The 24,697-nt window shown below is 72.7% G+C and carries 22 protein-coding genes; 8 read left to right on the plus strand and 14 right to left on the minus strand.

Translation table 11 applies throughout. From position 1 onward, the window contains the following. Positions 1-5: 5 nt before the first annotated feature. Complete coding sequence (locus CCZ36_RS24660) at positions 6-758, minus strand: polysaccharide deacetylase family protein (RefSeq protein WP_069740442.1); 753 nt, start codon at positions 756-758, stop codon at positions 6-8. Positions 759-999: 241 nt separating this feature from the next. Between CCZ36_RS24660 and CCZ36_RS24665 the strand changes: the two genes are divergently transcribed. Then, on the plus strand, positions 1,000-1,482 hold the full coding sequence (locus CCZ36_RS24665) for a MarR family winged helix-turn-helix transcriptional regulator (protein WP_069742904.1): 483 nt from the start codon (positions 1,000-1,002) through the stop codon (positions 1,480-1,482). Positions 1,483-1,501: 19 nt separating this feature from the next. On the opposite strand, the gene CCZ36_RS24670 is transcribed toward CCZ36_RS24665, so the two are convergent. Then, complete coding sequence (locus CCZ36_RS24670; protein WP_069740437.1) at positions 1,502-2,296, minus strand: protein phosphatase 2C domain-containing protein; 795 nt, start codon at positions 2,294-2,296, stop codon at positions 1,502-1,504. 366 nt (positions 2,297-2,662) lie between these two features. Between CCZ36_RS24670 and CCZ36_RS24675 the strand changes: the two genes are divergently transcribed. The 5 genes from CCZ36_RS24675 to CCZ36_RS24695 are packed head-to-tail and all read left to right on the plus strand — an operon-like array spanning position 2,663 to position 8,588. Then, complete coding sequence (locus tag CCZ36_RS24675) at positions 2,663-5,770, plus strand: sensor histidine kinase (RefSeq protein WP_128818580.1); 3,108 nt, start codon at positions 2,663-2,665, stop codon at positions 5,768-5,770. Further along, positions 5,767-6,246, plus strand: a complete 480-nt coding sequence (locus tag CCZ36_RS24680) for a roadblock/LC7 domain-containing protein (RefSeq protein ID WP_030579655.1) — start codon at positions 5,767-5,769, stop codon at positions 6,244-6,246. Before CCZ36_RS24675 ends, CCZ36_RS24680 begins: the two co-directional genes overlap by 4 nt. Then, positions 6,243-6,659 carry a DUF742 domain-containing protein gene (locus CCZ36_RS24685; RefSeq protein WP_030579658.1) on the plus strand — a complete coding sequence of 139 codons (417 nt, stop codon included), beginning with the start codon at positions 6,243-6,245 and terminating at the stop codon, positions 6,657-6,659. The genes CCZ36_RS24680 and CCZ36_RS24685 overlap by 4 nt, the downstream gene beginning before the upstream one ends. Then, positions 6,640-7,314, plus strand: coding sequence for a GTP-binding protein (locus CCZ36_RS24690; protein ID WP_128818581.1), 675 nt, complete (start codon positions 6,640-6,642; stop codon positions 7,312-7,314). Before CCZ36_RS24685 ends, CCZ36_RS24690 begins: the two co-directional genes overlap by 20 nt. A 38-nt stretch (positions 7,315-7,352) precedes the next feature. After that, positions 7,353-8,588 carry a styrene monooxygenase/indole monooxygenase family protein gene (locus tag CCZ36_RS24695; protein ID WP_069742908.1) on the plus strand — a complete coding sequence of 412 codons (1,236 nt, stop codon included), beginning with the start codon at positions 7,353-7,355 and terminating at the stop codon, positions 8,586-8,588. Positions 8,589-8,667: 79 nt separating this feature from the next. On the opposite strand, the gene CCZ36_RS24700 is transcribed toward CCZ36_RS24695, so the two are convergent. From CCZ36_RS24700 to CCZ36_RS24725, 6 genes are all read right to left on the minus strand, one after another. Then, a complete protein-coding gene (locus CCZ36_RS24700; RefSeq protein ID WP_128818582.1) occupies positions 8,668-9,948 on the minus strand; it encodes a C40 family peptidase in 1,281 nt (426 codons plus the stop codon). 167 nt (positions 9,949-10,115) lie between these two features. Then, positions 10,116-11,480, minus strand: coding sequence for an outer membrane protein assembly factor BamB family protein (locus CCZ36_RS24705; RefSeq protein WP_128818583.1), 1,365 nt, complete (start codon positions 11,478-11,480; stop codon positions 10,116-10,118). Further along, positions 11,408-12,853 (minus strand): protein kinase domain-containing protein, encoded by a 1,446-nt coding sequence (locus tag CCZ36_RS36535; RefSeq protein ID WP_128818584.1) that lies wholly within the window; start codon positions 12,851-12,853, stop codon positions 11,408-11,410. The genes CCZ36_RS24705 and CCZ36_RS36535 overlap by 73 nt, the downstream gene beginning before the upstream one ends. Positions 12,854-12,958: 105 nt before the next feature. Then, positions 12,959-13,234 carry a hypothetical protein gene (locus tag CCZ36_RS24715; protein WP_010060248.1) on the minus strand — a complete coding sequence of 92 codons (276 nt, stop codon included), beginning with the start codon at positions 13,232-13,234 and terminating at the stop codon, positions 12,959-12,961. A 4-nt stretch (positions 13,235-13,238) separates the two neighbouring features. Next, complete coding sequence (locus CCZ36_RS24720; protein WP_069740545.1) at positions 13,239-14,015, minus strand: TetR/AcrR family transcriptional regulator; 777 nt, start codon at positions 14,013-14,015, stop codon at positions 13,239-13,241. 270 nt (positions 14,016-14,285) lie between these two features. Beyond that, positions 14,286-15,221, minus strand: coding sequence for an AurF N-oxygenase family protein (locus CCZ36_RS24725; RefSeq protein WP_069740544.1), 936 nt, complete (start codon positions 15,219-15,221; stop codon positions 14,286-14,288). Positions 15,222-15,537: 316 nt separating this feature from the next. On the opposite strand from CCZ36_RS24725, the gene CCZ36_RS24730 reads away from it, so the two are divergent. Next, the gene (locus CCZ36_RS24730) at positions 15,538-16,650 is read left to right on the plus strand and encodes a ferritin-like domain-containing protein (RefSeq protein ID WP_069740543.1); all 1,113 of its coding nucleotides are present in this window, start codon (positions 15,538-15,540) and stop codon (positions 16,648-16,650) included. 194 nt (positions 16,651-16,844) lie between these two features. After that, complete coding sequence (locus tag CCZ36_RS24735) at positions 16,845-17,693, plus strand: hypothetical protein (protein WP_128818585.1); 849 nt, start codon at positions 16,845-16,847, stop codon at positions 17,691-17,693. 8 nt (positions 17,694-17,701) lie between these two features. Here CCZ36_RS24735 and CCZ36_RS24740 read toward each other — a convergent pair whose 3' ends face one another. From CCZ36_RS24740 to CCZ36_RS24765, 6 genes are all read right to left on the minus strand, one after another. Continuing rightward, on the minus strand, positions 17,702-18,823 hold the full coding sequence (locus tag CCZ36_RS24740) for an amidase (RefSeq protein WP_128818586.1): 1,122 nt from the start codon (positions 18,821-18,823) through the stop codon (positions 17,702-17,704). Between the two features lie 47 nt (positions 18,824-18,870). After that, positions 18,871-20,334: a peptidoglycan D,D-transpeptidase FtsI family protein gene (locus tag CCZ36_RS24745; protein WP_128818587.1), complete on the minus strand. Its 1,464-nt coding sequence runs from the start codon at positions 20,332-20,334 to the stop codon at positions 18,871-18,873. Next, a complete protein-coding gene (locus tag CCZ36_RS24750; RefSeq protein WP_069740539.1) occupies positions 20,331-21,713 on the minus strand; it encodes an FtsW/RodA/SpoVE family cell cycle protein in 1,383 nt (460 codons plus the stop codon). The genes CCZ36_RS24745 and CCZ36_RS24750 overlap by 4 nt, the downstream gene beginning before the upstream one ends. A gap of 195 nt (positions 21,714-21,908) precedes the next feature. Next, a complete protein-coding gene (locus tag CCZ36_RS24755; RefSeq protein ID WP_069740538.1) occupies positions 21,909-22,409 on the minus strand; it encodes an SH3 domain-containing protein in 501 nt (166 codons plus the stop codon). A 93-nt stretch (positions 22,410-22,502) separates the two neighbouring features. Then, positions 22,503-23,885: a sensor histidine kinase gene (locus CCZ36_RS24760; protein ID WP_128818588.1), complete on the minus strand. Its 1,383-nt coding sequence runs from the start codon at positions 23,883-23,885 to the stop codon at positions 22,503-22,505. Further along, positions 23,882-24,664, minus strand: a complete 783-nt coding sequence (locus tag CCZ36_RS24765) for a hypothetical protein (protein ID WP_128818589.1) — start codon at positions 24,662-24,664, stop codon at positions 23,882-23,884. Before CCZ36_RS24765 ends, CCZ36_RS24760 begins: the two co-directional genes overlap by 4 nt. Between the last annotated feature and the right edge of the window lie 33 nt (positions 24,665-24,697).

The raw sequence follows: 24,697 nt of genomic DNA on the forward strand, positions 1-24,697 counted from the left end.
GCGGCTCAGGGGCGGTAGATCGTGCCCGGCTGCGGCTCGGCGGGGGCCATCAGCTCCGGGACGGTCACGAAGGTGTAGCCGTCCTTCTGGAGCGCGTCGACGATCCCGGGCACGGCGGGCACGGTGCCCTTGTAGATGTCGTGCAGCAGGATGACGCCGTCCTTGCTCGCCTGGTCCAGGATCCGCTTCTTGATCAGCGCGGAGTCGTTCGTCGAGTAGTCCTTGGCCGTGGCGCTCCACAGCACCTGGGAGAGCCCGAGATCCTTGCTGATCTCCGAGACCGTGTCGTCGGTGCGGCCCTGCGGCGGACGCATCAGCCGGGGCTTCTTGCCGGTGATCTTCTCGATGGCCAGCTGGGTCTTCTCCAGTTCGGCCCGTATCTCGTCCGGCTTCTGGTCGGTCAGGACCTTGTGCGTCCACGTGTGGTTGGCGACCTCGTGGCCCTCGTCCTCGATGCGCTGCACCACGTCGGGGTGCTTGACGACGTGGTGCTTGCCCAGCAGGAAGAAGGTGGCGTGCACCTTCTTCTCCTTGAGGATGTCCAGCAGCTCCGGCGTGTCCTCGCCCGGGCCCGCGTCGAAGGTCAGGGCTATGCACTTGGCCTTGCGGCAGTCGACCGGACCGAACTCGCCCTTGGCGTCGGCAGCCGCCTCCCCGCGTGCCGAACCGGGCGCGGTCGTCTCCATCGAGCAGCCGCTCAACGTCAGTGTGAGCGCCGTCACCAGCACCGCGGCCAACCTCATGCCGGGCAACGGCATCTTTCCGGGCACGACACACCACTCCTCTGCGCGGGAAAATCCGCACAGACGTGCGGTACGGCGATGAGTATACAGAGTGTGTATACATCGAGTGCATAGCGGGGCCGGGGTGGCCGCGGACCCCGGATCGGGTCCGGGTCGCCGCGGTCGGCCCGCTCCTGCGAAATACTGGCCGAGCTGCGGCGATGACCGGTCGCGGCGGAAGCTTTCATCGGCAGGGAACCGTACGAGGGGTACTGACGTGCGCGGAGACGACAGCGAGCCGGAGCCGGGCGCGTCCGGCGTGAGCGGCGTGGACCGCGCATTCCTGGCGCTGGAGCGTGAGCTGGCCGTGTTCCTGCGCCGGGCGCGCGCCAGCTCGGGCGAGATGGCCCGGGAGGTCCACCCCGAACTGGAGCCCGCCGCCTACGGTCTGCTCGTCCGTCTGGAGGCGGCGGGCCGGCAGCGGGCCACTGAACTGGCCGCCTACTTCGGTGTCGGCAAGGCCACCATGAGCCGCCAGTTGCACTCCTTGGAGAACCTCGGCCTGGTGGCCCGCGAACCCGATCCGGCCGACGGGCGCGCCTGGCTCGTCCACCTCACCGAGGACGGTCTGGCCCGCTTCCGCAGCGTCCGGGACGCCCGCCGTGGCCGCTATGTGAGCAAACTGGCCGACTGGGACCGGGCGGAAGTCGCCGAGCTGGCCCGGCTCCTGCACCAGCTGAACGCCCGCGCGGAGAGCTGACCCGGCCCCGGACCGCCGGTCAGACCAGCTCGACCAGGAGCGCGGTCGCGTCGTCGTGCGTCTTGCCGCGCCCCAGCCGTACGCGCCCGGCCGCCGCGTCGGCCTCCTCCAGCTCCCGCACCCGGTCGATCAGATCCTGGGGCCCCGCCTTCCGCAGCAGCCCCAGCGTGTCCGCCCAGTCGCCCTCGCCGAACATCTCCGTCCAGCGTGCCGCGCCGTCCGTGAGCGCGGCCAGCGCCCGGACGTCCGTCGCCGAGACGCTGCCGGTCACCGCGCGCGAGGCCACGGCGGGATCGGCGGCGGCCGTGAAGAAGCCGCCCTCCTTGTTGCGCACCGTGGCGTCGGCGATCTCGTTCGAGGCGAGCGATCCCGGCGGCAACCGCGTCAGCCGGTCGTCCAGGACCGCGCGGACCGCGCCGTCGGAGGACTCCAGCAACAGGACCGAGTCGGACAGCACCAGGTACTCGATCGCGCGTTCGTCCCACCGCGCCAGGGCCACCGTCGCCTGAGGCGTACGCACGTGAGAAAGGTCACAAGTGGCCCGATGGGCTTCCGCCGTACGGGAGATGGCCGCGGCCAGGATCTCGGCCAGGGGCACATCAGGGCGGGAATGGGACAGTTCCACCAGCGCGCCGCCCAGCCGCGCGGTGAACCACGGGACCGTGTGCACACAACCGTCATCCCCGCGCGGCGGGGTGACGCCGTCGAGCAGCACCAGCACGCCACCCTGGCCGGATGCGGGAAGAGTCCCGGAGACCCAGTCCTCGTTGGGGCGTTCGGGACTGCCGGGGGCGGTGGCGAGTTCGATGCGCATACCGCCAGTCTGCACGAGCCCTTCACCATCCCCGCACGTGGCCGAAGATGGCCTGTACCAGCAGGTCAACGCGGGCGCACCCGCCGGAAGGGAGAGCTCCGGGGAGCGTGCGGGCGGGCATCTTGCCAAAGGCGGAGCGGAAGTTCCACCCCGCGGTCCACGCATGGTCAGGAGCGCGATGGGGGAGACTTGTTCGCCAACTCCGGAGTGATGTTCACTCCTTCGAGTGGCGGAGCGGTTGATGCGCGCCCCCCTCTCTCATAAGCGCTGGAATGGTCGGAAGCCGTACCAGGAGCGGGGCGCCCTTCCATGTGACCGTGCGTCACCTCTGCTTCAAGGGTGGACGAGTCAAGATTGCGAGCACCGGTGCAGAAGAAGCGGCCGCGGAGCAAGGGCACGACGCGCGACGGTTCCGGGGCGACGCCTCCGGCACCCGGTGCGGACAAGCGGACCGTGCGGGTGCGCAGCCGACTGGTCGCCGGGGTCGCGGTCGTCGGCGTCATCGTCGTGGCGGCGGGCACCCCCGCCGTGCTCGGCGCCTCCGCCGACCTCACCGAGTCGCAGCGGCTGGTCACCCTCGCCGAGCTGAACCAGCAGGCAGTCACCCTCGGGCACTCCCTCGCCGACGAGCGTGACGCCGTCACCGCGTACATCGCCGCCGGCCGGGCCGAGGAGGGCGACGGCGGCGCGGGCGCGAAGAACCGCACCGCCCGCACCACCCGAGTCGACCAGCAGATCGACGAGATCCACGAGGCGGCCTCCGCCGCCCTGCGCCGGGACCTCTCGACGGTCCCCTCCCTGCGCCGTACGGCGCTGACCGGCAAGGGCTCCGCCCTGGAGGCGCACCGGGCGTACTCCGACCTCATCGCCAAGCTGCACGGCATCGCCGCCGAACTGGCGGAGAAGACCCCGCCGCGCGCCGCCGACGCCACCCGGGCCCCGCTGACCCTCGGCGGCGCCTCCGAACAGGCCTCCGCCACCCGTGGGCTCCTCCTCGCCGCGCTCGCCGTGCCGAGCCCCGAGCCGACGGCCCCGCAGACAGACCCCTTCACCGGGCTGCCCGTGCAGACCCAGGACGAGGGCGCCACCCGCGCCGACCGCGACCGCGACGCGCTGAGCGCCGCCGCCCAGCAGGCCCGGGTACGGGAGCTGGCCGCGCTCGCCGACTTCGACCAGGCGGCGGACCCGGAGGCCCGCGACAAGCTCTCCGCCACCGTCACCGGCCCCGAGGTCAACGACGCGGAGAAGTACCTCACCCGCCTCACCGACCGTCCCGAGCTGTCGGAGGCGGAGCGCGGGGTCAGCCCGCAGAAGCTGGAGGCCGCGCTCTCCGCCCGCGTCGACCGGATGCGCAGCGTCGAGTCCGCCCTGACCACCGGCCAGGTCCAGCACCTGGAGGGGCTGCGCGACGACGACGTCACCGCCCTCGAACTGGCCATCGCCCTGCTCGGCGGCTGCTTCCTGCTCGCCGTCGGCGTCTCCACCGCCGTCGCCCGCACCCTCACCCAGCCGCTCGCCGTCCTGCGCATCGGCGCCGCGCGCCTGGCCGAGGACCCTTCGAGCGCCGAACCGGTCCGCTACACCGGCCGCAACGACGAGTTCGCCCAGGTCGTCCGGTCGATGAACGCCCTCCACGGCCGGCTCGCCGAGCTCCACCAGGACCTCGGCGGACGCGTCGAGAGCCTCACGGCCGAGCGGTCCGGCCTGATCAAGAGCCGGGAATCCCTGGCCGAGCAGCGGACCGAACTCCAGGAGCGGACCGCCGAGCTGGCCACCCAGCTGGGACAGCTGAAGAACACGGTCCACCACACCTTCGTCAACCTCTCGCTGCGCACCCTCGGCCTCGTCGAGAGGCAGCTCGGCGTCATCGAGGGCCTGGAGGAGCGCGAGCAGGACCCGGAGCGCCTGGCCACCCTCTTCAAGCTCGACCACATGGCCACGGTCATGCGCCGCCACAGCGAGAACATGCTCGTCCTCGCGGGCGCCGAGCACGGCCACGGCCACGCCGGGCCGATCCCGCTGGTGGACGTGGCGCGCGCCGCCGTCAGCGAGATCGAGCGGTACGAGCGGGTCACCATCCAGTCCCTGCCGCCGCACGCCCAGATCGCCGGGTTCGCCGCCGACGACCTCAGCCATCTGCTGGCGGAACTCCTGGAGAACGCCACCTCCTTCTCCCCGCCGGACTCCCATGTCGAGCTGTCCGGCTGGCTGCTGGAGAGCGGCGAGGTGATGCTCTCCGTGTCGGACGAGGGCATCGGCATGTCGACGGTCCGGATGGACGAGCTGAATGCCAGGCTGGCGGACCCGGCCTCGTTCGAGGTCGGTGAGCAGAATGCCGACGGCGCCGGACTCGGTCTCCAGGTGACGTCGCTGCTGGCCGCCCGGCACGGGGTGCGGGTCCAGTTGCGCGAGCAGAAGGGGAGTGGAGTGACGGCCGTCGTCGTCCTGCCGCAGGCCCTGCTGCCCAAGACGCTGCCCGCCGCCACCCCGCCCGCCGTGCAACTGCCCGGTGACGGGCCCACGCTCAACCTCCCGGGCTCGGTGGCGGAAGCCAACTCCAACGCCCTGCCCAGCCGTTCGCCGCAGCCGGCCGCGCCGTCCGAGCCGGCCGGCGACGCGGAGAACACCCCCGCGGCGCCCGCCGACGCCGAGCCCGGCCCGGCCGACGCCGACCCGATGATCGCCGCCGCCGAGCGGACGATCCGCGAGAACGCCGCCGCCTCCGAGAGCGCCGACGAGAGCCCGGAAGCCACTGACGTACCGCCGCGGGAAGAGGCGCAGGACGTCCAGCAGCCGGTCACGGAAGCCGAGTCCGCAGCCGAGACGGATGCGGAATCGAATGCGGAAACCGACGTCGAGAGCGACGTCGAGACCGACTCCGAGATCACGCTCCAGGTCCGGCTGCCGAAGCCGCCCCCCGTGCCGGTGGCCCCGGCCGAGCAGGCCGACCCGGCGGCCCCCGCGACCGCCGACCCGTACGCCATCGGCCCCGACCGCCACGAACGCCCGGCCGAGACCGGACCCGGCGACCAGGACCCGGACGGGCCCGCGTTCCGCCCCGCGCCCCACGCCGAGGCGTCCGGAGCGCCCGGAGAAGCCGGGGTGCCCGACGCTCCCGCCGAGACCGTTCCCGGCCCGCGCCGCCCCGAGGGCGGCCGAGTCACCGACAAGGGTCTGCCCAAGCGCACCCCCAAGGTGGTCCGGCCCGACTCGACCCCCGCCCCCGGCCGCACCGGCAGCCTCGACCGGGACGCCCTGCGCCGCCGGCTCGGCAGCTTCCACCAGGCCGCCAAGGAGGGCCGGCGCGACGTCGAGGCGGAGATCGCCGAGACCGGCAGCATCGCCGTCGCCGGGCCCGGGGGCGTATCCGTGGGACGTACGGGGCACGAGAGCACGACCGCACACGTCACGAGCGCCGCACAGGACACAGGGAACGAAGAGACGGGGGACACAGTCGAGGAGGCACGCAGTTGACTGCGCCCAGCACATTCGGGCTGAGTACCGAGGCCCGGAACCTTCACTGGTTGCTGAGCAATCTCGTGGAGGAGGTGCCAGGGGTCCACTCGGTCACCGTCGTCTCGTCCGACGGGCTGATGCTGCTCTCCTCCGACCCCGGCCATCACGAGGCGAAGGCCGCCGGGCCGTCGGACGGCCCCAAGGGATCCAGCGCCGACCTGGCCACGATCGTCTCCGGCATCGGTTCGCTGACCGTCGGAGCCGCGAAGCTGATGGACGGCGGCGGCGTGAAACAGACGATGGTCGCCATGGACGAGGGCAGCGTCTTCGTCATGTCGATCAGCGACGGCTCCCTCCTCGGCGTCCACGCCACCCCGGACTGCGACATGAGCGTCGTCGCGTACCACATGGCCCTCTTCGTCGGCCGGGCCGGACACGTCCTCACCCCCGAACTCCGCAGCGAGCTGCGCAAATCGATGGAGAGCGCCCTGTGACCACCGCCGCAGCGGAACCCGCCCCCCGGCTCCCCGTGCGCGGGGCCGACAAGCGACCCGCCCGGGTCCGCCCGTACTCCCTCACCGGCGGCCGCACCCGGTTCGGGCACGTCCTGCTGGTCGAGACGTTCGTCGCCGCCCTCGAAGCACCCGAGGAGCGCCGCGAACTCACCAACGGCAACCTCGCCTCGCGGGTCATGCCGGAGCTCCAGGCCATCGTCGAAATCTGCCGCCGCATGCGTACGGTCGCGGAGATCTCGGCCCTGCTCAAGATGCCGCTCGGAGTCGTCCGGGTGCTGCTCAGCGACCTGGCCGACCAAGGAAAGATCCGCGTGTACGGAACCGGTCACGGCACCGGCCAGCCCGACCGCGCACTGCTCGAAAGGGTGCTCAATGGACTTCGCCGTCTCTGAGGCGCCGCTCTTCGCCCCGCGTCAGCCGGGCTCCCGGGAGGACCGGCCGTCGCGACCCCAGGACCAGGCCGAGGAGTCCCTCCAGGCCTGGCAGCTCGACCACACCCGTGCCCCCACCGCCACCAAGATCGTGGTGGCGGGCGGATTCGGCGTCGGCAAGACGACGTTCGTCGGCTCGGTCTCCGAGATCACACCGCTCCAGACCGAAGCGCTGATGACCCAGGCCAGCGAGGAGACCGACGACCTCTCCGCGACGCCCGAAAAGACCACCACCACCGTGGCGATGGACTTCGGCCGGCTCACGCTGGAGGACGACCTCGTCCTGTACGTCTTCGGCACCCCCGGCCAGCAGCGCTTCTGGTTCATGTGGGACGACCTGGTGCGCGGGGCGATCGGCGCGGTCGTCCTCGCCGACACCCGGCGACTGGAGGACTGCTTCCCGGCGCTCGACTACTTCGAGAGCTGCAATCTTCCCTACATCGTGGCGGTCAACCACTTCGAGGGGACGCCCGGTTACGCGGCGGAGGACGTCAGGGAGGCCCTGACCGTACCGCCGCAGGTGCCGATAGTGATCATGGACGCGCGTAACAGGATCACCGTCGTCGAGTCACTGCTGGCCCTCGTGGGTCATGCTCTCGACGTCACCCCCGCCTGACGCCTCGAATCAGAAACGACGGAGCACGGAGAGCCGCGATGCGGAAGATACTCATAGTCGGAGCCGGTCAGTCCGGGCTCCAGCTGGCCCTGGGGCTGCAGTCCAGAGGCTACGAAGTCACCCTGATGTCCAACCGCACCGCCGACGAGATCCGCTCCGGCCGGGTCATGTCGACGCAGTGCATGTTCCACACCGCGCTCCAGCACGAGCGGGACTACCAGCTGAACTTCTGGGAGTCCCAGGCCCCGAAGATCGAGGGACTCGGCGTCTCCGTCGCCGCCCCGGACTCCTCCCGCGCCATCGACTGGGTCGGCAAGCTGGACGGGTACGCCCAGTCCGTCGACCAGCGCGTGAAGATGGCCGGCTGGATGGAGACCTTCGCCCAGCGCGGCGGGCAGCTCGTCATCCACGGGGCGGCCGTCTCCGACCTGGACTACTTCTCCCGCACCTACGACCTCGTGATGGTCTCGGCGGGCAAGGGCGAGCTGGTCTCCATGTTCGGCCGCGACGCGGCCCGTTCCCCGTTCGACGCCCCGCAGCGCGCACTGGCCGTCGCCTACGTCCACGGCATGGGCCCGCGCCCGGAGCACCCGGAGTTCGACGCGGTCCGCTGCAACCTGGTGCCGGGAGTCGGCGAACTGTTCGTCATGCCGACGCTCACCACCTCCGGCCGCGCCGACATCCTCTTCTGGGAGGGCATCCCGGGCGGACCGCTCGACGCCTTCCAGGGCATCAAGGACCCCTCCGAGCACCTGGCGAAGACGCTGGAGCTGATGGAGAAGTTCACTCCGTGGGAGTACGCCCGCGCCACCAAGGTCGAGCTGACCGACGCCAACGGCACCCTCGCCGGCCGCTACGCCCCCACGGTCCGCAAGCCGATCGGACGGCTGCCCGGCGGCGGCCTGGTCCTCGGCGTCGCGGACGTCGTCGTGGCCAACGACCCGATCACCGGCCAGGGCTCCAACTCGGCGTCCAAATGCGCCAACTCCTACCTGGACTCGATCATCGAGCACGGCGACAAGGAGTTCGACGCGGCGTGGATGCAGTCCACGTTCGACCGTTACTGGGAGACCGCGCAGCATGTCACCAAGTGGACCAACGCCATGCTCGGCGTCCCGCCGGAGCACGTGCTGAACCTGATCGGCGCCGCCGGTCAGCTCCAGCCGGTCGCGAACCGCTTCGCCAACGGGTTCAACAACCCGGCGGACTTCGAGAACTTCTTCTACGAGCCCGAGAAGACGAACGCCTACCTGGCCTCGGTCGCCGGGGCCTGAGCGCCCCGATCACCGCTTCGGCGGCCGGTCCCGCACCGCCGGTCCGGCCGCCGATCCGTTCCCGCGGGCTGCCGACGGCCTACGAGGCGTCGGGCGCCGCGTCCGTGCCGTACCCCGTGTCCGCGCCGTCGCGTGCGCCCTCGGGCAGCTCCGGACGGGTGTACGTGGACAGCGGGGTGCCGCCGGGGTCGGGGCGTACGGCCCCCAGCAGCGGGTTCGACGCCAGCGGTGACACCTTGACCTTCGCGCCGGGGCGGGGCGCCTGCACCACCAGGCCGTCGCCGATGTACAGCGCCACATGGGTGGCCTTCGGGAAGTAGATCACCAGGTCGCCGGGGCGCAGCGCGGAGACCGGCACCCTCGGGAGCTGCTTCCACTGCTCCTGCGAGGTGCGCGGGATCGTCCGCCCCGCCGCCGACCAGGCCCGGGAGGTGAGCCCGGAGCAGTCGAAGGAGTCGGGGCCCTCGGCTCCCCACACGTACGGCTTGCCGATCTGCCGGACCGCGTACGCCACCGCCGCGCCGCCCTGCCGGGTGGGCGGCCGGGTGGAGCTGAGGGCCCCGGAGGCCACCAGCTCCCGCTGGGCCTTGTCCACCCCCCGCTGTTCGAGACCGGCGAGCTGCGCGATCTGCTCCTCGGAGAGCGTGGCCAGCAGCCCTTCGACCTCCCTGAGCTTGCCGTTCACGGCGTCGCGCTGCTTCTTCTGCCGTGCGGCCAGCTTCTTCTGCTGGTCCAGCGCCTTGCGGGAGGCGGCGGCCAGCCGGTCGGCCCGCCGGGTTGCGTCGGTGAGCCGGTCCACCGTCGCCGCGCGGTTCGCCGCGAGCCGCCCCACGACATGGCTCTGGTCCAGGGCCCGCTGGGGATCGTGCGCCAGCAGCAGCCGGAGGTACGCGGAGAACTCCGTACGCCCCTGGTACTGCTCCCGGGCCAGCCGCCCGGCGTCCCCGCGGCTGACCTCCAGCGCGGCCCGCGCCTTCGCCAGGTCCGCGTTCACCTTCTTCAGCTGGGCGGTGCGCTGCTTCAGCTTCTCGGCGGTGGCGTTGTAGGTCTCGCTCGCCTCCTCCGCCGCCTGGTAGCGGGTCTGGAGTTCGCGCAGCAGGGCGGCGACGCTCCTGGGCGCCTCGGGGGCGGCGAGGGCGGTCTCGGCGTCGACCTCCGCCGCGTCCTGGTCCGTTGCGTCCGCGTCCGCCGCGTCTTCGTCCGCCGCCTCTTCGTCCGTCGCGTCCGTGTCCGTGTCCGTCGCGCCGGTCTCCTCCGACGGTACGGGCCCCGGCTCGGCCGCTGCGACGGTGGCGGGCGAGACCGTGAGCGCCGTGGTCAGCACGGTCGTGCAGACCGCGCGCAGAATCCTGCCTGACACGACATCACCTCCGTGACGGAGACGGGGTCCGGCAGTGGACCCGTCCATAAGTGAGCGAATCCTATTAATCCGGTCACTCGGTGTCGGGTGATGCAAGCACCGCGCGGCGCGCCGTCCGGGGCTTCCCCCGGACGGCGGCGGTGATGACGTGAGGGTGTCGGCCTGCCTCAGGCCACCGGGAAGGCGTAGAAGGACCTGTCCCGCTGGACGACGACCGTCTCGCCGAAGGCGAGCGTCCGGTACGACGCGCGGACCGTCTCCCCCTTCGGGTCGGCCGACCCGATGTCCTGGAACTTCCACAGCCGTTCGCCGTCGGCTGCCGCGAACGCGGTGACCTGGACGGCGTCGGCGGCGATCAGGGTCTTCTCGCTGCCACTCAGCGTGAGCGAGGGGGCGGGGCCGGTGCCCGGCACCTCGGTGGAGCGCCGCCACACGAGCCGGCCGCTCTCCCGCTCGACCGCGCCGACCAGTCGGCTGCGTTCGGTGGTGTGGATCAGGGGCCCGGCGATCAGCGGGGTGCCGAACCACGAGTCCTTGCTGCCCTCGACGCGCCACAGCGGCTTCGACGTGTCCGCCTCGAAGGCCTGGAGGTCCTGGCCGACCGCCGCGTACAGCGTCCCGTCCTCGTCGCCCGTGGTGGCGGCCTCCAGGGACGAGGCGCCGTACTGCTTGGTCCACAGCAACTTGCCGGTCTTCTGGTCGAACGAGCGGACCGACCCCTTCCCCTTGGCCTTCTTGACCTCGGCAGCCGTCAGACTGGCCGCGTCCTGCCGTACGAGGACGTCGGCGGAGCGCTCCGCGACCACCCGGTAGGCGGGGGCGCCGGGGTCGCGGCCCGCGGGCACGGAGGTGCGCCACAGCTCCTTGCGCTGCACGATGTCGTACGCGAAGAAGTAGGCCTCGACGACTTCCTTGTCCTTGCCCTTCTTCTTGCCCTTCTTCGGCTTCGGGGCCTTCTCGACGACCGTGTGCGCCCCGGTGAACCAGATGACCGGGCCTGAACTCCCGGCCAGCCGCCCGACGGTGAGCCCCGGCAGGTCGTCGAAGGCCTCCGTGTAGCGCACGCGGTGCACGACCTTGCCGTTCTTCGGCGACAGCCACAGGAACTCCGTCGGGCTCGCCACGAAGACCAGATCCGCGCCCGCCGCCAGCGCGGCCTGCCCCTTCGCCCCGTCCGCGCGCTGCCACAGCCGCTTGCCGGTGCGCAGGTCCACGGCGCTGGCCTGGCTCTCGCTGGTCACCACGAGCAGCTTGTCCCGCCAGAGCGCGGTGGTGAGCGGGGACGACTCGGAGGCCGGGTGCGCGTAGATCCAGCGCGGCTCGGGAGCCTGCCCGGGGAGCGTGGGGCGGGGCTTGGGCGCCGGCTTGTCGTCCGTCGCCTCGGCGGTGCCCCCGGACCCGAGCGCGGCGACCGAACCGCCGCCCACGATCAGCCCGCCGACAGCCGCCGCCGCGATGGTCAGCAGGGTCCGGCGGCTCGCGGCGGGGTCGGGTGCCGGGGCCGGTGCGGGAGGCAGCGGCAACGACACCATCGGCCCACCGCCGGGACCGCCCGGACCCGCGGGCCCGGCCGGGAGCGCTGCCGCGGGGTACGGGGCGGGTCCGCCGTGCGTGTGTCCCGGTTGCTGCGGGGGACGGGGCCGGCGGGCAGGGCGAGGGGCGCGGCGGGCTGCGCGGGGTGCGCCGCCGGGAGGGCGCCCGGGGCCTGGGGCGCGGTGAGTTCGTGGGGGAGGGCGAGCTGGGTGGTGGGCCGGTCGTTCCGGGGCGGGCGCGGCCCGGTGTTGAGGAAGCGGGTGGTGCCCCGGTCCTCACCGGCGTCCCCGTCCCCATCGCCGTTCCCGTCCGTGTTCCCGTCCGTGTTCCGCGCGGGCGCGGGCGCGTCGGCGTCGGCGGGCTTCCGGAGCGCCCGGGGGTCCGTGGGCCGGGCGTCCTCGAGGGCCGCCGGGACATCCGCCGTACCGGAATCCGCCGTGGCGTCCCCCTCCTCCGGCACCTCCAGGGCCAGGACCCGCGCCTCCTGGTCCGCGACCGCCGCCGCGAGCGGTTCGGGCAGCCAGCCGCCCCGGGCGAGGCCCGCCGCGCCCTCCAGGGCCAGTTCGGCGGCGACCGTGCCGGCCGTGGGCCGCTGACGCGGGTCCTTCGCCAGGCAGTTCGCGATCAGCTCGCGCAACTCCTCCGGTACGGCGTCGAGTTCGGGTTCGTCCTCGGCGATCCGACGGGTGGCCTCCTCGGCCGGGCCCTCCGTGAACGGGGTCGTCCCGGTCGCCGCGTACGCCAGGAGCAGCCCCAGCACGAAGAGGTCGGACGCGGCGGAGACCTCCTTGCCCTCGATCTGTTCGGGCGTCAGATAGCCGAGCCGTACCGACAGCTGCCCGCCCGGGCGGGCCTCTGCCGAGGCCGCAGCGCCCAGCGGGCCGAAGGCGGTGAGGCGGGGGCCGTCGGCGGCCAGCAGCACCGTGTTGGGGGCCAGGCCCTGGAGCACGGACCCGGCGGCGTGCACCCGGGAGAGGATCTCGGCGATGCCCGCGCCCAGTATCCGCAGGGCACGCTCGGGCAGCGGACCGGCGATCCCGATCGCCTCGGCCAGCGGCAGCGCGGGGACGTAGCCCGCCGCCGTCCACAGCGGTTCCGGCTCGTCGGCGGGTGTCTCCGCCGCGTCGCCGGGGTCCAGGGGCGGGGCGACCCAGCCGCCCGCGAGGCGGTCGGCGGTGCGGGCCTCGGCCTGGAAGCGGCGGCTGAAGACGGGGACGGCGGCCAGCTCGGGGCGGGCGGCGGTGACGAGGGCCGTCTCGCCGGACGCGAGATCCCGGGCCACGTACCGCACGGCGCTCGCGCCCTCGTCGAAGCGGGCCAGCGCGGTGAAGCGACCGAAGCGGCGTGGATCGTCCTGACGCAGCGCCTCCATGGCGCACCCCCTTGTGACCGTTGTACGGCGACCGGATGGCCCGTCCCCGGCGCCTGACCGTCGATCTTAGAGCCTGTGCCGTACGCGAGGACCGCCCGCCGTCGTTCAGTCGCGGCGGGGCGGTTTGGACCAGGGCCACTTGAGCGTGCGGTGCTCACGGCCGCCGGGGGCGTACTCGTACACCCAGCCGCGCTGGAGCCCGAGCCGCTTGGTGTAGCCGGCCGGGACCCGCTGGTAGGCGTACACCGTCGCGGGGCCGCCGTCGGGGGAGGGCACGGGGACCTCGTACCACTTCGGCGGATGGCCGGTCGGGCCCAGCAGGATCGGCAGGACCCGGCCGTCCAGGGGGCCGCCGCGGAAAGGGGTGTTCTCGCTCTTCACCCCGTCAGTCTGACGCAGGGGGCGCGGGCAGCAGGTGCGCCGCCTCCGCGACGATGGGAATCACCCGTTCCATCAGCTGTCCGGCCGGCCCCTCGGAGGTCTCCAGGGCCAGCAGGTCGCTCACGACGGCGGCGGTCTCCGGGTCGGTGGCCGCGGTCGCGGCGAGCAGGGCGATCAGATGGTCGACCAGCCAGCCGCGCAGCTCGGCCGCGGCGGGCTGCTTCCCGTCGTCCAGCCACATCAGCGAGGCCGCCTCGACGGCCGCGATCCAACTGCGCACCATCATCCGCAGCCTCGGCCCGGCGGGCTGCTCCCCGGCCCCGCCCATCCGCCCGAGGTGCCGCAGGATCTCGTCGGCCGCCGCCCGGCGCACCCCGTCCACGATCGTCGTCGTCCGGGAGGTCTCCACGACGCTCCCGCCGCGCAGCAGGGCGCTGAACCCGGTGTCGTGTTCGTCGACGAAACGCAGATAACGGTCCAGGACCCGGGCCACCCGCTCGGTCGGCGGCCCCACCGGCGGTTCGGTGAAGCACAGCGTCAGCTCGTCCGCCGCCGAACCGAGCGCGGCCTCGTACAACTGCTGCCGTCCGCCCGGGAAGTAGCGGTAGACGAGCGGCCGGGACACCCCGGCCGCCACCGCCACCTCGTCGAGCGAGACCTCGTCGGGCGCCCGGTGGGCGAAGAGGCCCAGCGCGGCGAGCAGCAGCTGGGCGCGGCGCTCCTCGACGCTGAGCCTGCGGTACGTCGCCCGGGGCGGCGGGACTGCGGCGGTTGAGGTCATGCCGCCGAGCCTAGACGCTGTCGGCCGGTACACCTCAGGGCCTTTCGTTTGGATCATGTCGGGCTCGCGGGGTCCGGCACGCACTCCCCCAAGCTCTCGGCTTCGCTCGAGCAGGGAGGGGCCCCTGCCGCGTTGTCGTCGATCACCAACTTCCCCAAACTCTCGGCTTCGCTCGAGCAGGGGAGACCCCATCGCGTTGCCTCAATGCTCCGCCTTGCAGCTGCACGCACTGGACCGCTCCCTGATGCGACCTGATCTCAACGAAAGGCCCTAGGCCAGCAGACCGGAGCTTCGCCACAGCCGGCGGCCGACGCCGTTCAGCAGCCCGATGTCGTCGAAGAAGTCGGTGAGCCGTTTCGCGCCGGACTGCATGACCTCCGCGCGGTGCCCGCTCGCCTTCACCTGGGCGACGGCCTCCCGGCGGTCCAGGCCGACGTTCTCGTACACCTGCGGGTTCACGAAGCAGACGGAGAACACCCGGGCCGCCTCGCCGCAGCTGACCTTGGTCAGTTCCCGCTCCCAGCGCGGGGCGGTCACCATCTGGCGGCGCAGCTCCTCCCGGGCGTACCGGACGTGCCGGGCCTCCTCGATGACATGGATCCGGGTCACTCCGCGCACCAGGGTCTGCACCCGCTCGTCCGGGAAGGTCAGACGCTGCATCCAGTCGAGGATCTCCTCGCCGAGCAGGGTCGCGGCGAACGAACCGGGGGTGGTGGAGACGGTCTTCAGGACCCGCGCGAGGTTGTGGTAGACGCGCGGCACCGGATACGTCGGGGCGCCGCCCCAGTCGATCATGCGGCCGAACATCATCGAGTGCCGGCACTCGTCGGCTATCTCGGTGAGCGCGTAGCGGACGTGGTTGCTGGTGACGGGCTTGTCGTAGATGTGCCGCACCAGCAGCTGCATCAGGATGATCTCGAACCAGATGCCGAGCGAGGCCAGGGCCGCCGCCTCGTGCCGGGAGAGGTCGAGCCGCTGCTCCTCGGACATCCGGTCCCACATCGGGGTCCCGTACAGCGAGAGCAGCTCGGGCGGCCAGAACCACTTGCCCTCCTCGACGGCCGCGTCCCAGTCGAGTTCGGTGTCGGGGTCGAAGGAGTGCTTGGCCGAGGATTCGAGCAGCCGCAGGGCGATCTGCTCGCGGTCGCGGAGCGGCCCGAGCGCGTCGCGGAGCAGGGTCATATCGCGAGCGGTGACGGTCGTCATGGCGGGAGCACCTCACACAGGGGGACCGAAAACAGGAGTTATCAGGAACCGGGGTCATCAGGAACAGGAGTCACTGGGAACAGGGAGTACGGGGAACGGGGGTCACGGAGAACGGGGGTCACCGGCGGTCACTCCTTATGAGACTGCTCGTCAGCAAGGCCGTCAATCCCTTGCGCACGGTTCCGTCCGACTTGTTGACCCGATGTCTACCAACGTGTGAACCTGCCGGGGAGGCGGCTGACGCACGCGCTCAACTGCCTTCGGCGTCACGGAACTTGTCGATCACGTCCCGCTGTCCGAGGCGAAGGAGCCGTCCGTGTCCACCCATGAGCTCTACATCACCCCGCCCGCCGAACCGATCTGGCAGGTCCCCGCCACCGGAGCCGCCCGGTTCAGCTGGGACTACGACGACGGCCGCGAACGCCTCCTCGCCCTCTACCAGAAGGGCAAGGACAAGCAGTGGGACGGCAACAAGCGCATCGACTGGTCCCTGGAGGTCGACCCCGCCGACCCGCTCGGCACCCCGGACGAGGCGCTCACCCTGTACGGGACGCCGCACTGGGCGAAGATGACGGAGAGGGACCGGGGCGAGCTGCGCAAGCACTACACCTCCTGGCAGTTCAGCCAGTTCCTCCACGGCGAGCAGGGCGCGATGGTGTGCGCGGCGCGCATCGTGGAGTCCGTCCCCGACCTGGACGCCAAGTTCTACTCCGCCACCCAGACCATGGACGAGGCCCGGCACGCGGAGATCTACGGCCGGTTCCTGCACGAGAAGATCGGCATGCTCTACCCGGTCAACGACAACCTCCAGGGGCTGCTGGGCGACACCCTGCGCGACTCCCGCTGGGACATGCCCTACCTCGGGATGCAGGTCCTCATCGAGGGTCTGGCGCTGGCCGCCTTCGGGATGATCCGCGACACCACGACCAAGCCGCTGCCCAAGCAGATCCTCGCGTACGTCATGCAGGACGAGGCCCGGCACGTCGCCTTCGGGCGAATGGCCCTGCGCGACTACTACCAGCAGTTGAGCGACGCCGAACTGCGCGAGCGCGAGGAGTTCGTCATCGAGGGCTGCTACCTGATGCGGGACCGGCTCAGCGGGGTCGAGGTCCTGGAGAACTTCGGCATCGGCAAGCAGGAGGCGAAGGACCTCTCGGAGCACTCGGAGTACCTCCAGCTCTTCCGGAAGCTGCTCTTCAGCCGCATCGTCCCCTGTGTCAAGGACATCGGCCTGTGGGGCCCGCGCCTCCAGAAGGCGTACGTCGACATGGGCGTCCTCGAACTCGGCGACTCCAACCTCGACCTGCTGATGTCCCAGGACGAGGAGATAGCCGAGCAACTGGACCGCGACCGCTTCGCCGCCGAGGAGGAGGCCCGGGTGGCGGAGGTCGCGGAGGCGATCGAGGAAGGCGGCGAGGCGGCCGCCTGAGCCACCTCGATGCGCCGGCCAAGACGCCGGCCCGAGATGCCTCGGTGCCGCCGTCCGAGATCCGTTTGATGCTCCGGCCCGAGACGCCGGCCTGAGGCGGCTTGGTGCGGCGGACCGGGACACCTTGCTTTCGACCTGGTACCGATATCCGTCGCGTCGAAATCCTGTTCGCGAAGCTGCCGTACCGTGAGCGCATGACCACCCCGCCCCACCCGCCGCAGGGCCCGTACGGGCCGCCGCACCCGCAGAACCCGTACGGCGGCCCGCCGCCGGCCGCGCCGGGTGCCGTGCCGCACCAGCAGCCCTACGGCTACCCGCAGCAGCCGCCGCCCCCGCCCCAGCAGGGCGGCTGGGGGCAGCCCGGCCCTCCCGGCACCGGTGGCGGCTGGCCGCCCCAGGGCCCGCAGCCCCCGCGCCGCAAGCGGACCGGGCTGATCATCGGGATCGCGGTCGGCGCGGTCGTGGCGGCGGGCGGGATCGTCTTCGGCGTCACCCAGCTCGCCGACAAGGGCGCCGACCTGGTGTATCCGAAGGCTGAGTACGAACTCGCCGTGCAGCAGAAGCTCCTGGACGGCGAGTTCAGCCTGGAGCAGGACCTCTCGGAGACCGAGGGCGAGGAGATCGAGAAGACCCCCGACGCCAGCATCCGGGACGCGGAGGCGGTCGTCGCGCAGTACACCTCGGCCAAGGGCGGCGCGTTGGTGCTCTCCGGGATGTACGGGCGGCTGGCCAGCCCCGACTTCATGCGCGGCAAGATCATGGAGGGGGCGGCGGAGGCCGATGGCGCGACGCTCGTCGTGCCCCCGAAGACGTTCCGGCCCGAGGGGCACTCGATCACGATCGAGTGCCAGGTCGTGCGGTCGAAGGAGTCCGGCGGCATCGCCAACATCCCCATGTGCGCCTGGGGTGACGACAACACCGCCGCGATGATCGGGGTGATCCGCCCGGAGACCCTGCTCAAGGATCCCCAGTCCATCGACCTGGCGGCGGTCGCGGCGGAGACGGCCAAGGTCCGTGAGGAGGCCCGCCGGCCGCTCGGCTGACCCGCCGCTCAGTCCCGCCCGGCCCGGGGCGGCGTCCGCGCCGGGGGCAGGGCGTCCTCCACGGCGCGGGCCGCGGCGAGCAGCTCCAGGTCCGCACCGCGCGGTGCCACCATCTGGAGCCCCACCGGGCAGCCGTCCCCGGTGAACCCGGCGGGCAGGCTCGCCGCCGGGTGCCCGCTCAGGTTGAACGCCCAGGTGAGCGCCGTGGAGTAGCGGGTTCCCGGGCCCTCGTGGCCGTGCGGCCGGTTCGGGGTGGCCGGGGTCAGCAGCAGGGCCCCGCCGACGAGCAGCGCGTCCAGCCGCTCGTCGTTCGTCCGCCGCACCCGCACCGTCTCCGGGTCGTCCGGCGAGCCGCCCCGTACGGCGGTCCAGGCGCCCGCCGGGTCGAGCAGCCCGGCGTCACGGTCCAGCAGGCGTACGGTCCCCGCCGCGACGAGCCGGTCCACGGCCGCCCGGACGACGGCCGCCACCTCCGGGTCCACCTCCGCGAACCCGAGGCCCTCGCTGTACACGGCGGGCAGAGGGAGACCCGGGGGCGGCCGGTCGGGGGCCCCGTCCGGCGCGCCGCCGCCGTCCAGCACCCGGCGCAGACACGGCTCCGCTGCCGCCGCCGACCGGGCGAGCACCCCGGCGGAGGCCAGCCCGGTCCGGTCGGGGGAGGGCAGCAGCCCGTTCGTCGTCTTCAGTCCGAACACTCCGCACCAGGCGGCCGGGATCCGGACCGAGCCGGCCCCGTCGCTGCCCGTCGCCGCCTCCGCCATTCCGGTCGCCACCGCGACCGCCGACCCGGCCGAGGATCCGCCCGGAGTGCGGTCCGCCCGCCACGGGTTGACCGTACGGCCGTGCGCGCCCTGCCCCCAGGTCTGCCAGACGGCGCCGGGGCCGGGCACCGAGGTCGCGCCCACCGGGACCCCGCCTGCCGCGATCAGCCGGCGGGCCGCGTACGACCGGATGCCGGAGGGGCCCTTCACCGCGAACGGCAGCCCGCCCAGGGGGAGTCGCCGGGCCACGGCTTCCCGCTCCCGGGCCGACGCGGTCTTTGGCCAGACCTCGATGAACGCGTGCAGCGCCGGGTCCAGGCGCTCGATCCGCTCCAGGGCCCGCGCAACGGCGGAGGTCGCAGGTGTCATGCGGCCAGTCTGCCGGTGCGGGCCCCGCAACGGACTCGGAGCCCGGACTACTCCTGCTCCTCCAGCGCCGCCTCCATCACGGCCCGGGCGATCGGGGCCGCGCTGCCGCCGCCGCTGATGTCGGCCCGGTCGGCGGCGGCGTCCTCCACCACCACCGCCACCGCGACGGCGGGGCGGCCCGAGTCGGCGGCCTGGGCCCAGGAGATGAACCAGGCGTACGGCAGACCGGAGTTGTCGACGCCGTGCTGGGCGGTGCCGGTCTTGCCGCCGACCCGGACCCCGTCGATCGCCGCCTTCGACCCGGTGCCGTTCTCCACCACCTCGACCATCATCCGCTGGAGCTGCACCGCCGTCGCCGGGTTCATCGGCCGCTCGTACGACTCCGACCGCTCCTGCCGGACCGTGTGGCCGGTGTTCGTGGTCACCCGGTCCACCAGATGCGGGCGCCGCAGGTCCCCGCCGTTGGCCACCGCCGAGGCGACCATCGCCATCTGGAGCGGGGTCGCCTTCGTGTTGAACTGCCCGATCGAGGACAGGGCGAGCTGGTCCTCGCTCATGTCCGTGTCGAAGTTGCTCCTGGCCACCCCGGACGGAATGCGCAGCCCCGTGTCGTTGAAGCCGAACCTCTCCGCCGTCTCCACCATCCCGTCGAGGCCGACCTCCACCCCCAGATGGGCCATCACCGTGTTGCAGGAGACCCGGATCGCGTCCGCCAGCGACGCGTTCTCGCAGCCCCGGGCCTCGTTCGGCAGGGTCGTGTCCGTTCCCGGCAGGACGTACGGCGACGGGGTGTCCGTGGCCGCGTCGGGGTCCGTCACCACCCGGGAGTCCAGGGCTGCCGCGGCCGTCACGATCTTGAAGGTGGAGCCCGGCGGATAGGTCTGCCGGATGGCCCGGTTGAGCATCGGCATGCTCGTGGAGGCGTTCAGCCGGGACCACGCGTCGGTCACCGCCGCACCGGTCCCGGACAGCCGCTCGGGGTCGTACGACGGGGTCGAGACCAGGGCCAGGATCGCACCCGTCGACGGATCCAGGGCCGCCACCGCGCCCCGCCGCCCGCGCAGCCCGTCGTACGCGGCCTGCTGCATCGACGCCCTGATCGTGGTGACGACATCGCCGCCCGGCTGCCGGCCCCGGGTGAACTCGTTCCAGAAGGGCAGCGGGGCCAGCAGCGAGTCCGTACCGGAGAGCACGGCGTCCTCGGCGTTCTCGATCAGCGTGGTGCCGTACGTCTGCGAGGCGTATCCGGTCACCGGCGCGTACAGCGGGCCGTGCAGATAGGTGCGCTCGAAGCTGAGCTGCTCGCCGGTCTCCTTGCTGCCGGTCACGGGCCGGTCGCCGACCAGGATGTTCCCGCGCGGCTGGTCGTAACGGACGATGGCGGAACGGCGGTTGGCCGGGTTGTCGTCCAGCTCGTCGGCCTCGAAGAGCTGGACGCGGGCCGCGTTGACGAGCAGCGCCACGAGCAGCAGGAGACAGAAGGCGGCGGCCCGCCGGATGTAGCGGATCACCGGTTTCCCTCCTCCACGGCCGCCGCGACGACCCCGGTCTCCACCTGCTCCGGGTGGGGGCGGCGCGCGACATCGCTGACCCGGATCAGCAGCGCCACGATGATCCAGTTGGTGACGACGGACGAGCCGCCCTGCGCGAGGAACGGCATCGCCATCCCGGTCAGCGGGATCAGCCCCATCACCCCGCCCGCGATCACGAACACCTGGAGCGCCAGGATCGAGGCGAGACCGATGGCGAGCAGCCGGCCGAACGGGTCGCGCAGGGCGAGCCCGGCCCGGTAGCCGCGCGCCACGAGCAGCGCGTAGAGCAGGAAGATCGCGGTCAGCCCGCTCAGCCCCAGCTCCTCACCGGCCGTCGCCAGGATGAAGTCGGTCTTCGCGGCGAAGCCGATCAGGATGGAGTTCCCGGCGCCGAGCCCCGTCCCGAACATCCCGCCCGCCGCGAACGCGAACAGCGACTGGGCGAGCTGGCCCGGCCCCCGCCCCGCGTCGATCGAGGCGAACGGGTCGAGCCAGTCCTGCACCCGGCCGTGGACATGCGGTTCGAAGGACCCGACGACGAACGCCCCGACGGCCGCCAGAAGCAGGCCCACCGCGATCCAGCCGGTCCGGCCCGTCGCCACGTACAGCATGATGACGAACAGCCCGAAGAAGAGCAGCGAGGTGCCGAGGTCGCGCTCCAGCACCAGCACGCCGACGCTCAGCAGCCAGATCGCCACGATGGGCCCGAGCACCCGGCCCGCCGGCAGTTGCAGCTTCCACACCCTGCGGCCGGTGTACGCGAGCGCGTTGCGGTTGGCGGCCAGATAGGCGGCGAAGAACACCGCCAGCAGGATCTTCGCGAACTCCCCGGGCTGGAAGGAGAGTCCGCCGACCCGGATCCAGATCTTCGCCCCGTTCACCGCCGGGAAGAAGATCGGCACGATCAGGAGGACCAGGGCCGTGGCCACCGAGAGATACGCGTACCGCTGGAGCACCCGGTGATCGCGCAGCAGCACCACCGCGGCGGTGAACAGCGCGACGCCGAGCGTGGACCAGACGAGCTGGGTGGGCGCGGCCTGGTCCCTCGGCGTCTCCAGATCGAGCCGGTAGATCAACACCAGGCCGAGGCCGTTGAGCAGGACGGCGATCGGCAGCAGCAGCGGATCGGCGTACGGGGCCCGGAAGCGCACCGCGGCATGGGCGAGCAGCGCGAGCGCCCCGAGCCCGGCACCGTACCCGGCGACGTCCGGCGGCACGGCGCCGTCGTGGGTGAGCCCGACCGCCGCGTAGCCGAAGACGGAGATCAGGACGCCCCCCACGAGGAGGGTGAGCTCCATCCCGCGCCGCTTGGGGAGGCGGAGCTCGGGCGGGGGAGCGTCCGCCCTCGTTGCGGTCATGCTCCGCAACGTAGCAAGAGGAGGGCGGTATTTCCCTTATGTCACACCTTTGCTATGCCGCACCTTCCCGATTCCGGGGCCCCCTCCGCGTACGCACCCGCCGTGGAGGACGCATGCGCCCGCCCGTGGAGCGCGCGGCGACAGGGGCCGGGCTCCACGGGCGGGCGCGGGTGCGGATGTGCGGGTGATGCGAGGTCAGCACCACTTCGGCGCGGCGCCGATGTTCTCGATGTAGCGGGCCGAACCCCAGGCCCAGGTGCCGTCGGTCAGCAGGTACCAGCGGTTGTTGCCGTCGACGTTGTCGCCCTGCGTCTTGCAGAAGATGTTGACGACCGAGCCGTACTTCACCGAGCCGACGATCCGGCTGCTGCGCGTCGGCTTGTCACGGAGCAGCAGGTACGGCTTGGCGATGACCCGTCCCTTGTACGTCCGCTTCGGCGCCTGGGGCCGCGCCTGGCCCTGCTGCTGCGCCTCCTGGCGGGCCTCCTTCTGCTGCGCCTCGTGCTCGCGCTGGAGCGCCGAGGCGGAGAGCTCGTCGGACGTCGGGTCCGGAGCGGTGGCCTCCGCACGCTGACCGACGGGCTGGGGGTCGGCCGCCATGGCGGCGGGAGCGGCGGCCGTGAGCGCCGCGAGCGTGCCGGTGGCCACGCAGAGACCGAGCCGGCGGAGCCGCGAGGGGCGGGACAGGGGGGACATGCTGCCTCCATGCGATGAGAAAGCGGAACGTGGGGGACACGAGCTGGGCTCGTGGTCGTCACGCTAAAATCGCCACTCGCGGTCTGCAACGCGTCACGATGTGTGAGGGCTGTTCCCCGTTGAGCCGTCCGGGTCGTCCAGGCCCCGCCGACCCCTGTCCGCACCGGGATTCCCGTCGGAATCGGCGTCGTCGAGCCGCACGTACTCCGGCAGGGTCAACCGGGCGAGCGCCCCGCCGTCCGGCGCACTGCCGAAGTCCAGCCGGGCGCCGATGACCTGGGCCTGGCCGAGCGCGATGGTCAGCCCGAGGCCGTGCCCCTTGCCCGCGCCGTCCGTGCGGAACCGCTGCGGTCCGCCGTCCAGCAGATACGCAGGGAACCCGGGCCCGCGGTCCGTCACGGTGACCACCGCGCCGTCCACGCTCAGCACCACCGGAGGCTCCCCGTGCCGGTGGGCGTTGGCCACCAGGTTGCCGATCACCCGCTCCAGCCGCCGCCGGTCGGTCTCCACCCGGGCCGCGCCGCTCACCCGTACCTCGGTGTCGGTGCCCGACGCCCGGACGACCCGCTCCGCGATCGGCGCGAGATCGTGCACGGCGAGGTCGACCTGCTCGGTACGGGCGTCGAGGCGGGAGATCTCCAGCAGGTCCTCCGTCAGCGCCCGCATCGCCTTCACCCGGTCCCGGACCAGCTCCGCCGGGCGGCCCGGCGGCAGCAGTTCGGCGGCGGCCGACAGACCGGTCAGCGGGGTGCGCAGCTCGTGCGCCACATCGGCGGTGAACCGCTGCTCGGTCTGGAGCTTGCGCTGGAGGGTCGAGGCCATCGTGTCGAGAGCGCCCGCCACGATCGCCACCTCGTCCTGGGCCCGGACCGGCCTCGCGGTACGCGGGTCGTTCACCCGGGCGTCGAGATCGCCCGCGCTGATCCGGCGGGCCACCCGGGCGCTCTGGTGGAGCCGGCGGGTCACCCGGCCGACGGCGAACAGCCCGACGAGCAGGGTGGCGGCGATGGCCAGCAGCGAGGAACCGATGATCGCGCGGTCGAGGCCGCCGATGGTGCGGGCGCTGTGGCTGTAGTCCGTCCAGGTGGCGAGCGCCCGCCCGTCCGCCGGGCCCGCCGCCCACATGGCCGGGCCGCCCTGGCCGTCCGGGTCGCCCGGACGGTGCGGCCCGTCCGCGACGACGGTGCCCCGCTCGCCGCCGGCGGCCAGGGAGCGCAGCGAGGCGGGCAGTCCGGGCGGATCGATGCCGGACCCCCGGGGCAGCGGCTCCCCGGCCTCGTACGCGTCGGTGACGACCTCCAGCCGGGCCAGCGCCTTCTCGCGGGCGTGCTCGACGGTCTGCCGGGTGACGGCGGTGTGCACGAGAATGCCGAGGAGGGCGGCCAGGGTGCAGCACATGGCGGTCAGGAAGACCGCGGACTTCCAGGTGAGGCTCGCGGTCCAGGAGGGCGAGCGGAAGCGGCGGCGCCGTCTCATCGCGTCCCCGTGGCGGAGCCGGACGGCGTCGACGCGCCCGGATCCGAGGAGGCGTCGGCGGACGGGGCCGGCATGCCCGTCGGCGTGCGCCGGTGGCCCGGGGCCTTCCGGTGCTCGGGCGTCCGCAGGATCTCGTCCCGGGTGGGCAGCATCGCGCGCTGCCGGTCGTCCCAGGACCAGGCGGTGCGGTATTCGTACCCCGGGATGACCGAAGGGGCCCGCATGATCAGATCCCGGCCCGCCAGCTCCACGCTGATGACGGCGTCGTAGGTGGACATGATCCGGGTCAGCCCGCCCCCGTCCGGCATGTAGACGCGCACGGCGAGCTGCCGGTCGGGCATCCGGATGCCGAGCACCAGTTCGTCCCTGCCGTCGCCGGTCAGGTCGCGGTAGTACGGCGGGAGGACCGGGCAGTCGTCCGGAGCGGTCCGGCACGCCTTGATCTGCCGCACGGTGGAGTCCGGCAGCTCGTCCAGGCCGCTGTCCCGGTCCGTCTTCGCCTTCAGCCCGGCCTGCGTCACGGTCACCGGGTCCAGCCGCCGCACATCACCGCCGGTGACCCGGATCCCGGGGATCCGCGCGGTCTCGCCCTCCCCGTAGTCGTACGGGGCGGAGGAGGCGGGCGGCAGCTCCGGCCACAGGCTCTTGGGCTCGACGGCCGACGGCGCCTCCCCCGCGCTCCTCAGCCCGCCCGCCGTGCCGCAGCCGGACAGCAGGGTGAGCGCGGCGACGGCGGACACGACGGTGCGGGTCGCCGCCGGGGCGCGGTGCGGACGCAACTCTCGCCTCCTCCTCGACGACAGAGGCTTCAC

It is taken from the genome of Streptomyces sp. S063, assembly GCF_002832675.1.
Classification (GTDB): domain Bacteria; phylum Actinomycetota; class Actinomycetes; order Streptomycetales; family Streptomycetaceae; genus Streptomyces; species Streptomyces sindenensis.

Excerpts from the sequence above, each read along its gene's own strand:
- CCZ36_RS24660 (WP_069740442.1), bottom strand. The coding sequence starts at position 758 with ATGCCGTTGCCCGGCATGAGGTTGGCCGCGGTGCTGGTGACGGCGCTC.
- CCZ36_RS24670 (WP_069740437.1), bottom strand. The coding sequence starts at position 2,296 with ATGCGCATCGAACTCGCCACCGCCCCCGGCAGTCCCGAACGCCCCAAC.
- CCZ36_RS24690 (WP_128818581.1), top strand. The coding sequence starts at position 6,640 with ATGGACTTCGCCGTCTCTGAGGCGCCGCTCTTCGCCCCGCGTCAGCCG.
- CCZ36_RS24695 (WP_069742908.1), top strand. The coding sequence starts at position 7,353 with ATGCGGAAGATACTCATAGTCGGAGCCGGTCAGTCCGGGCTCCAGCTG.
- CCZ36_RS24705 (WP_128818583.1), bottom strand. The coding sequence starts at position 11,480 with ATGGTGTCGTTGCCGCTGCCTCCCGCACCGGCCCCGGCACCCGACCCC.
- CCZ36_RS36535 (WP_128818584.1), bottom strand. The coding sequence starts at position 12,853 with ATGGAGGCGCTGCGTCAGGACGATCCACGCCGCTTCGGTCGCTTCACC.
- CCZ36_RS24720 (WP_069740545.1), bottom strand. The coding sequence starts at position 14,015 with ATGACCTCAACCGCCGCAGTCCCGCCGCCCCGGGCGACGTACCGCAGG.
- CCZ36_RS24725 (WP_069740544.1), bottom strand. The coding sequence starts at position 15,221 with ATGACGACCGTCACCGCTCGCGATATGACCCTGCTCCGCGACGCGCTC.
- CCZ36_RS24735 (WP_128818585.1), top strand. The coding sequence starts at position 16,845 with ATGACCACCCCGCCCCACCCGCCGCAGGGCCCGTACGGGCCGCCGCAC.
- CCZ36_RS24740 (WP_128818586.1), bottom strand. The coding sequence starts at position 18,823 with ATGACACCTGCGACCTCCGCCGTTGCGCGGGCCCTGGAGCGGATCGAG.
- CCZ36_RS24750 (WP_069740539.1), bottom strand. The coding sequence starts at position 21,713 with ATGACCGCAACGAGGGCGGACGCTCCCCCGCCCGAGCTCCGCCTCCCC.
- CCZ36_RS24755 (WP_069740538.1), bottom strand. The coding sequence starts at position 22,409 with ATGTCCCCCCTGTCCCGCCCCTCGCGGCTCCGCCGGCTCGGTCTCTGC.
- CCZ36_RS24760 (WP_128818588.1), bottom strand. The coding sequence starts at position 23,885 with ATGAGACGGCGCCGCCGCTTCCGCTCGCCCTCCTGGACCGCGAGCCTC.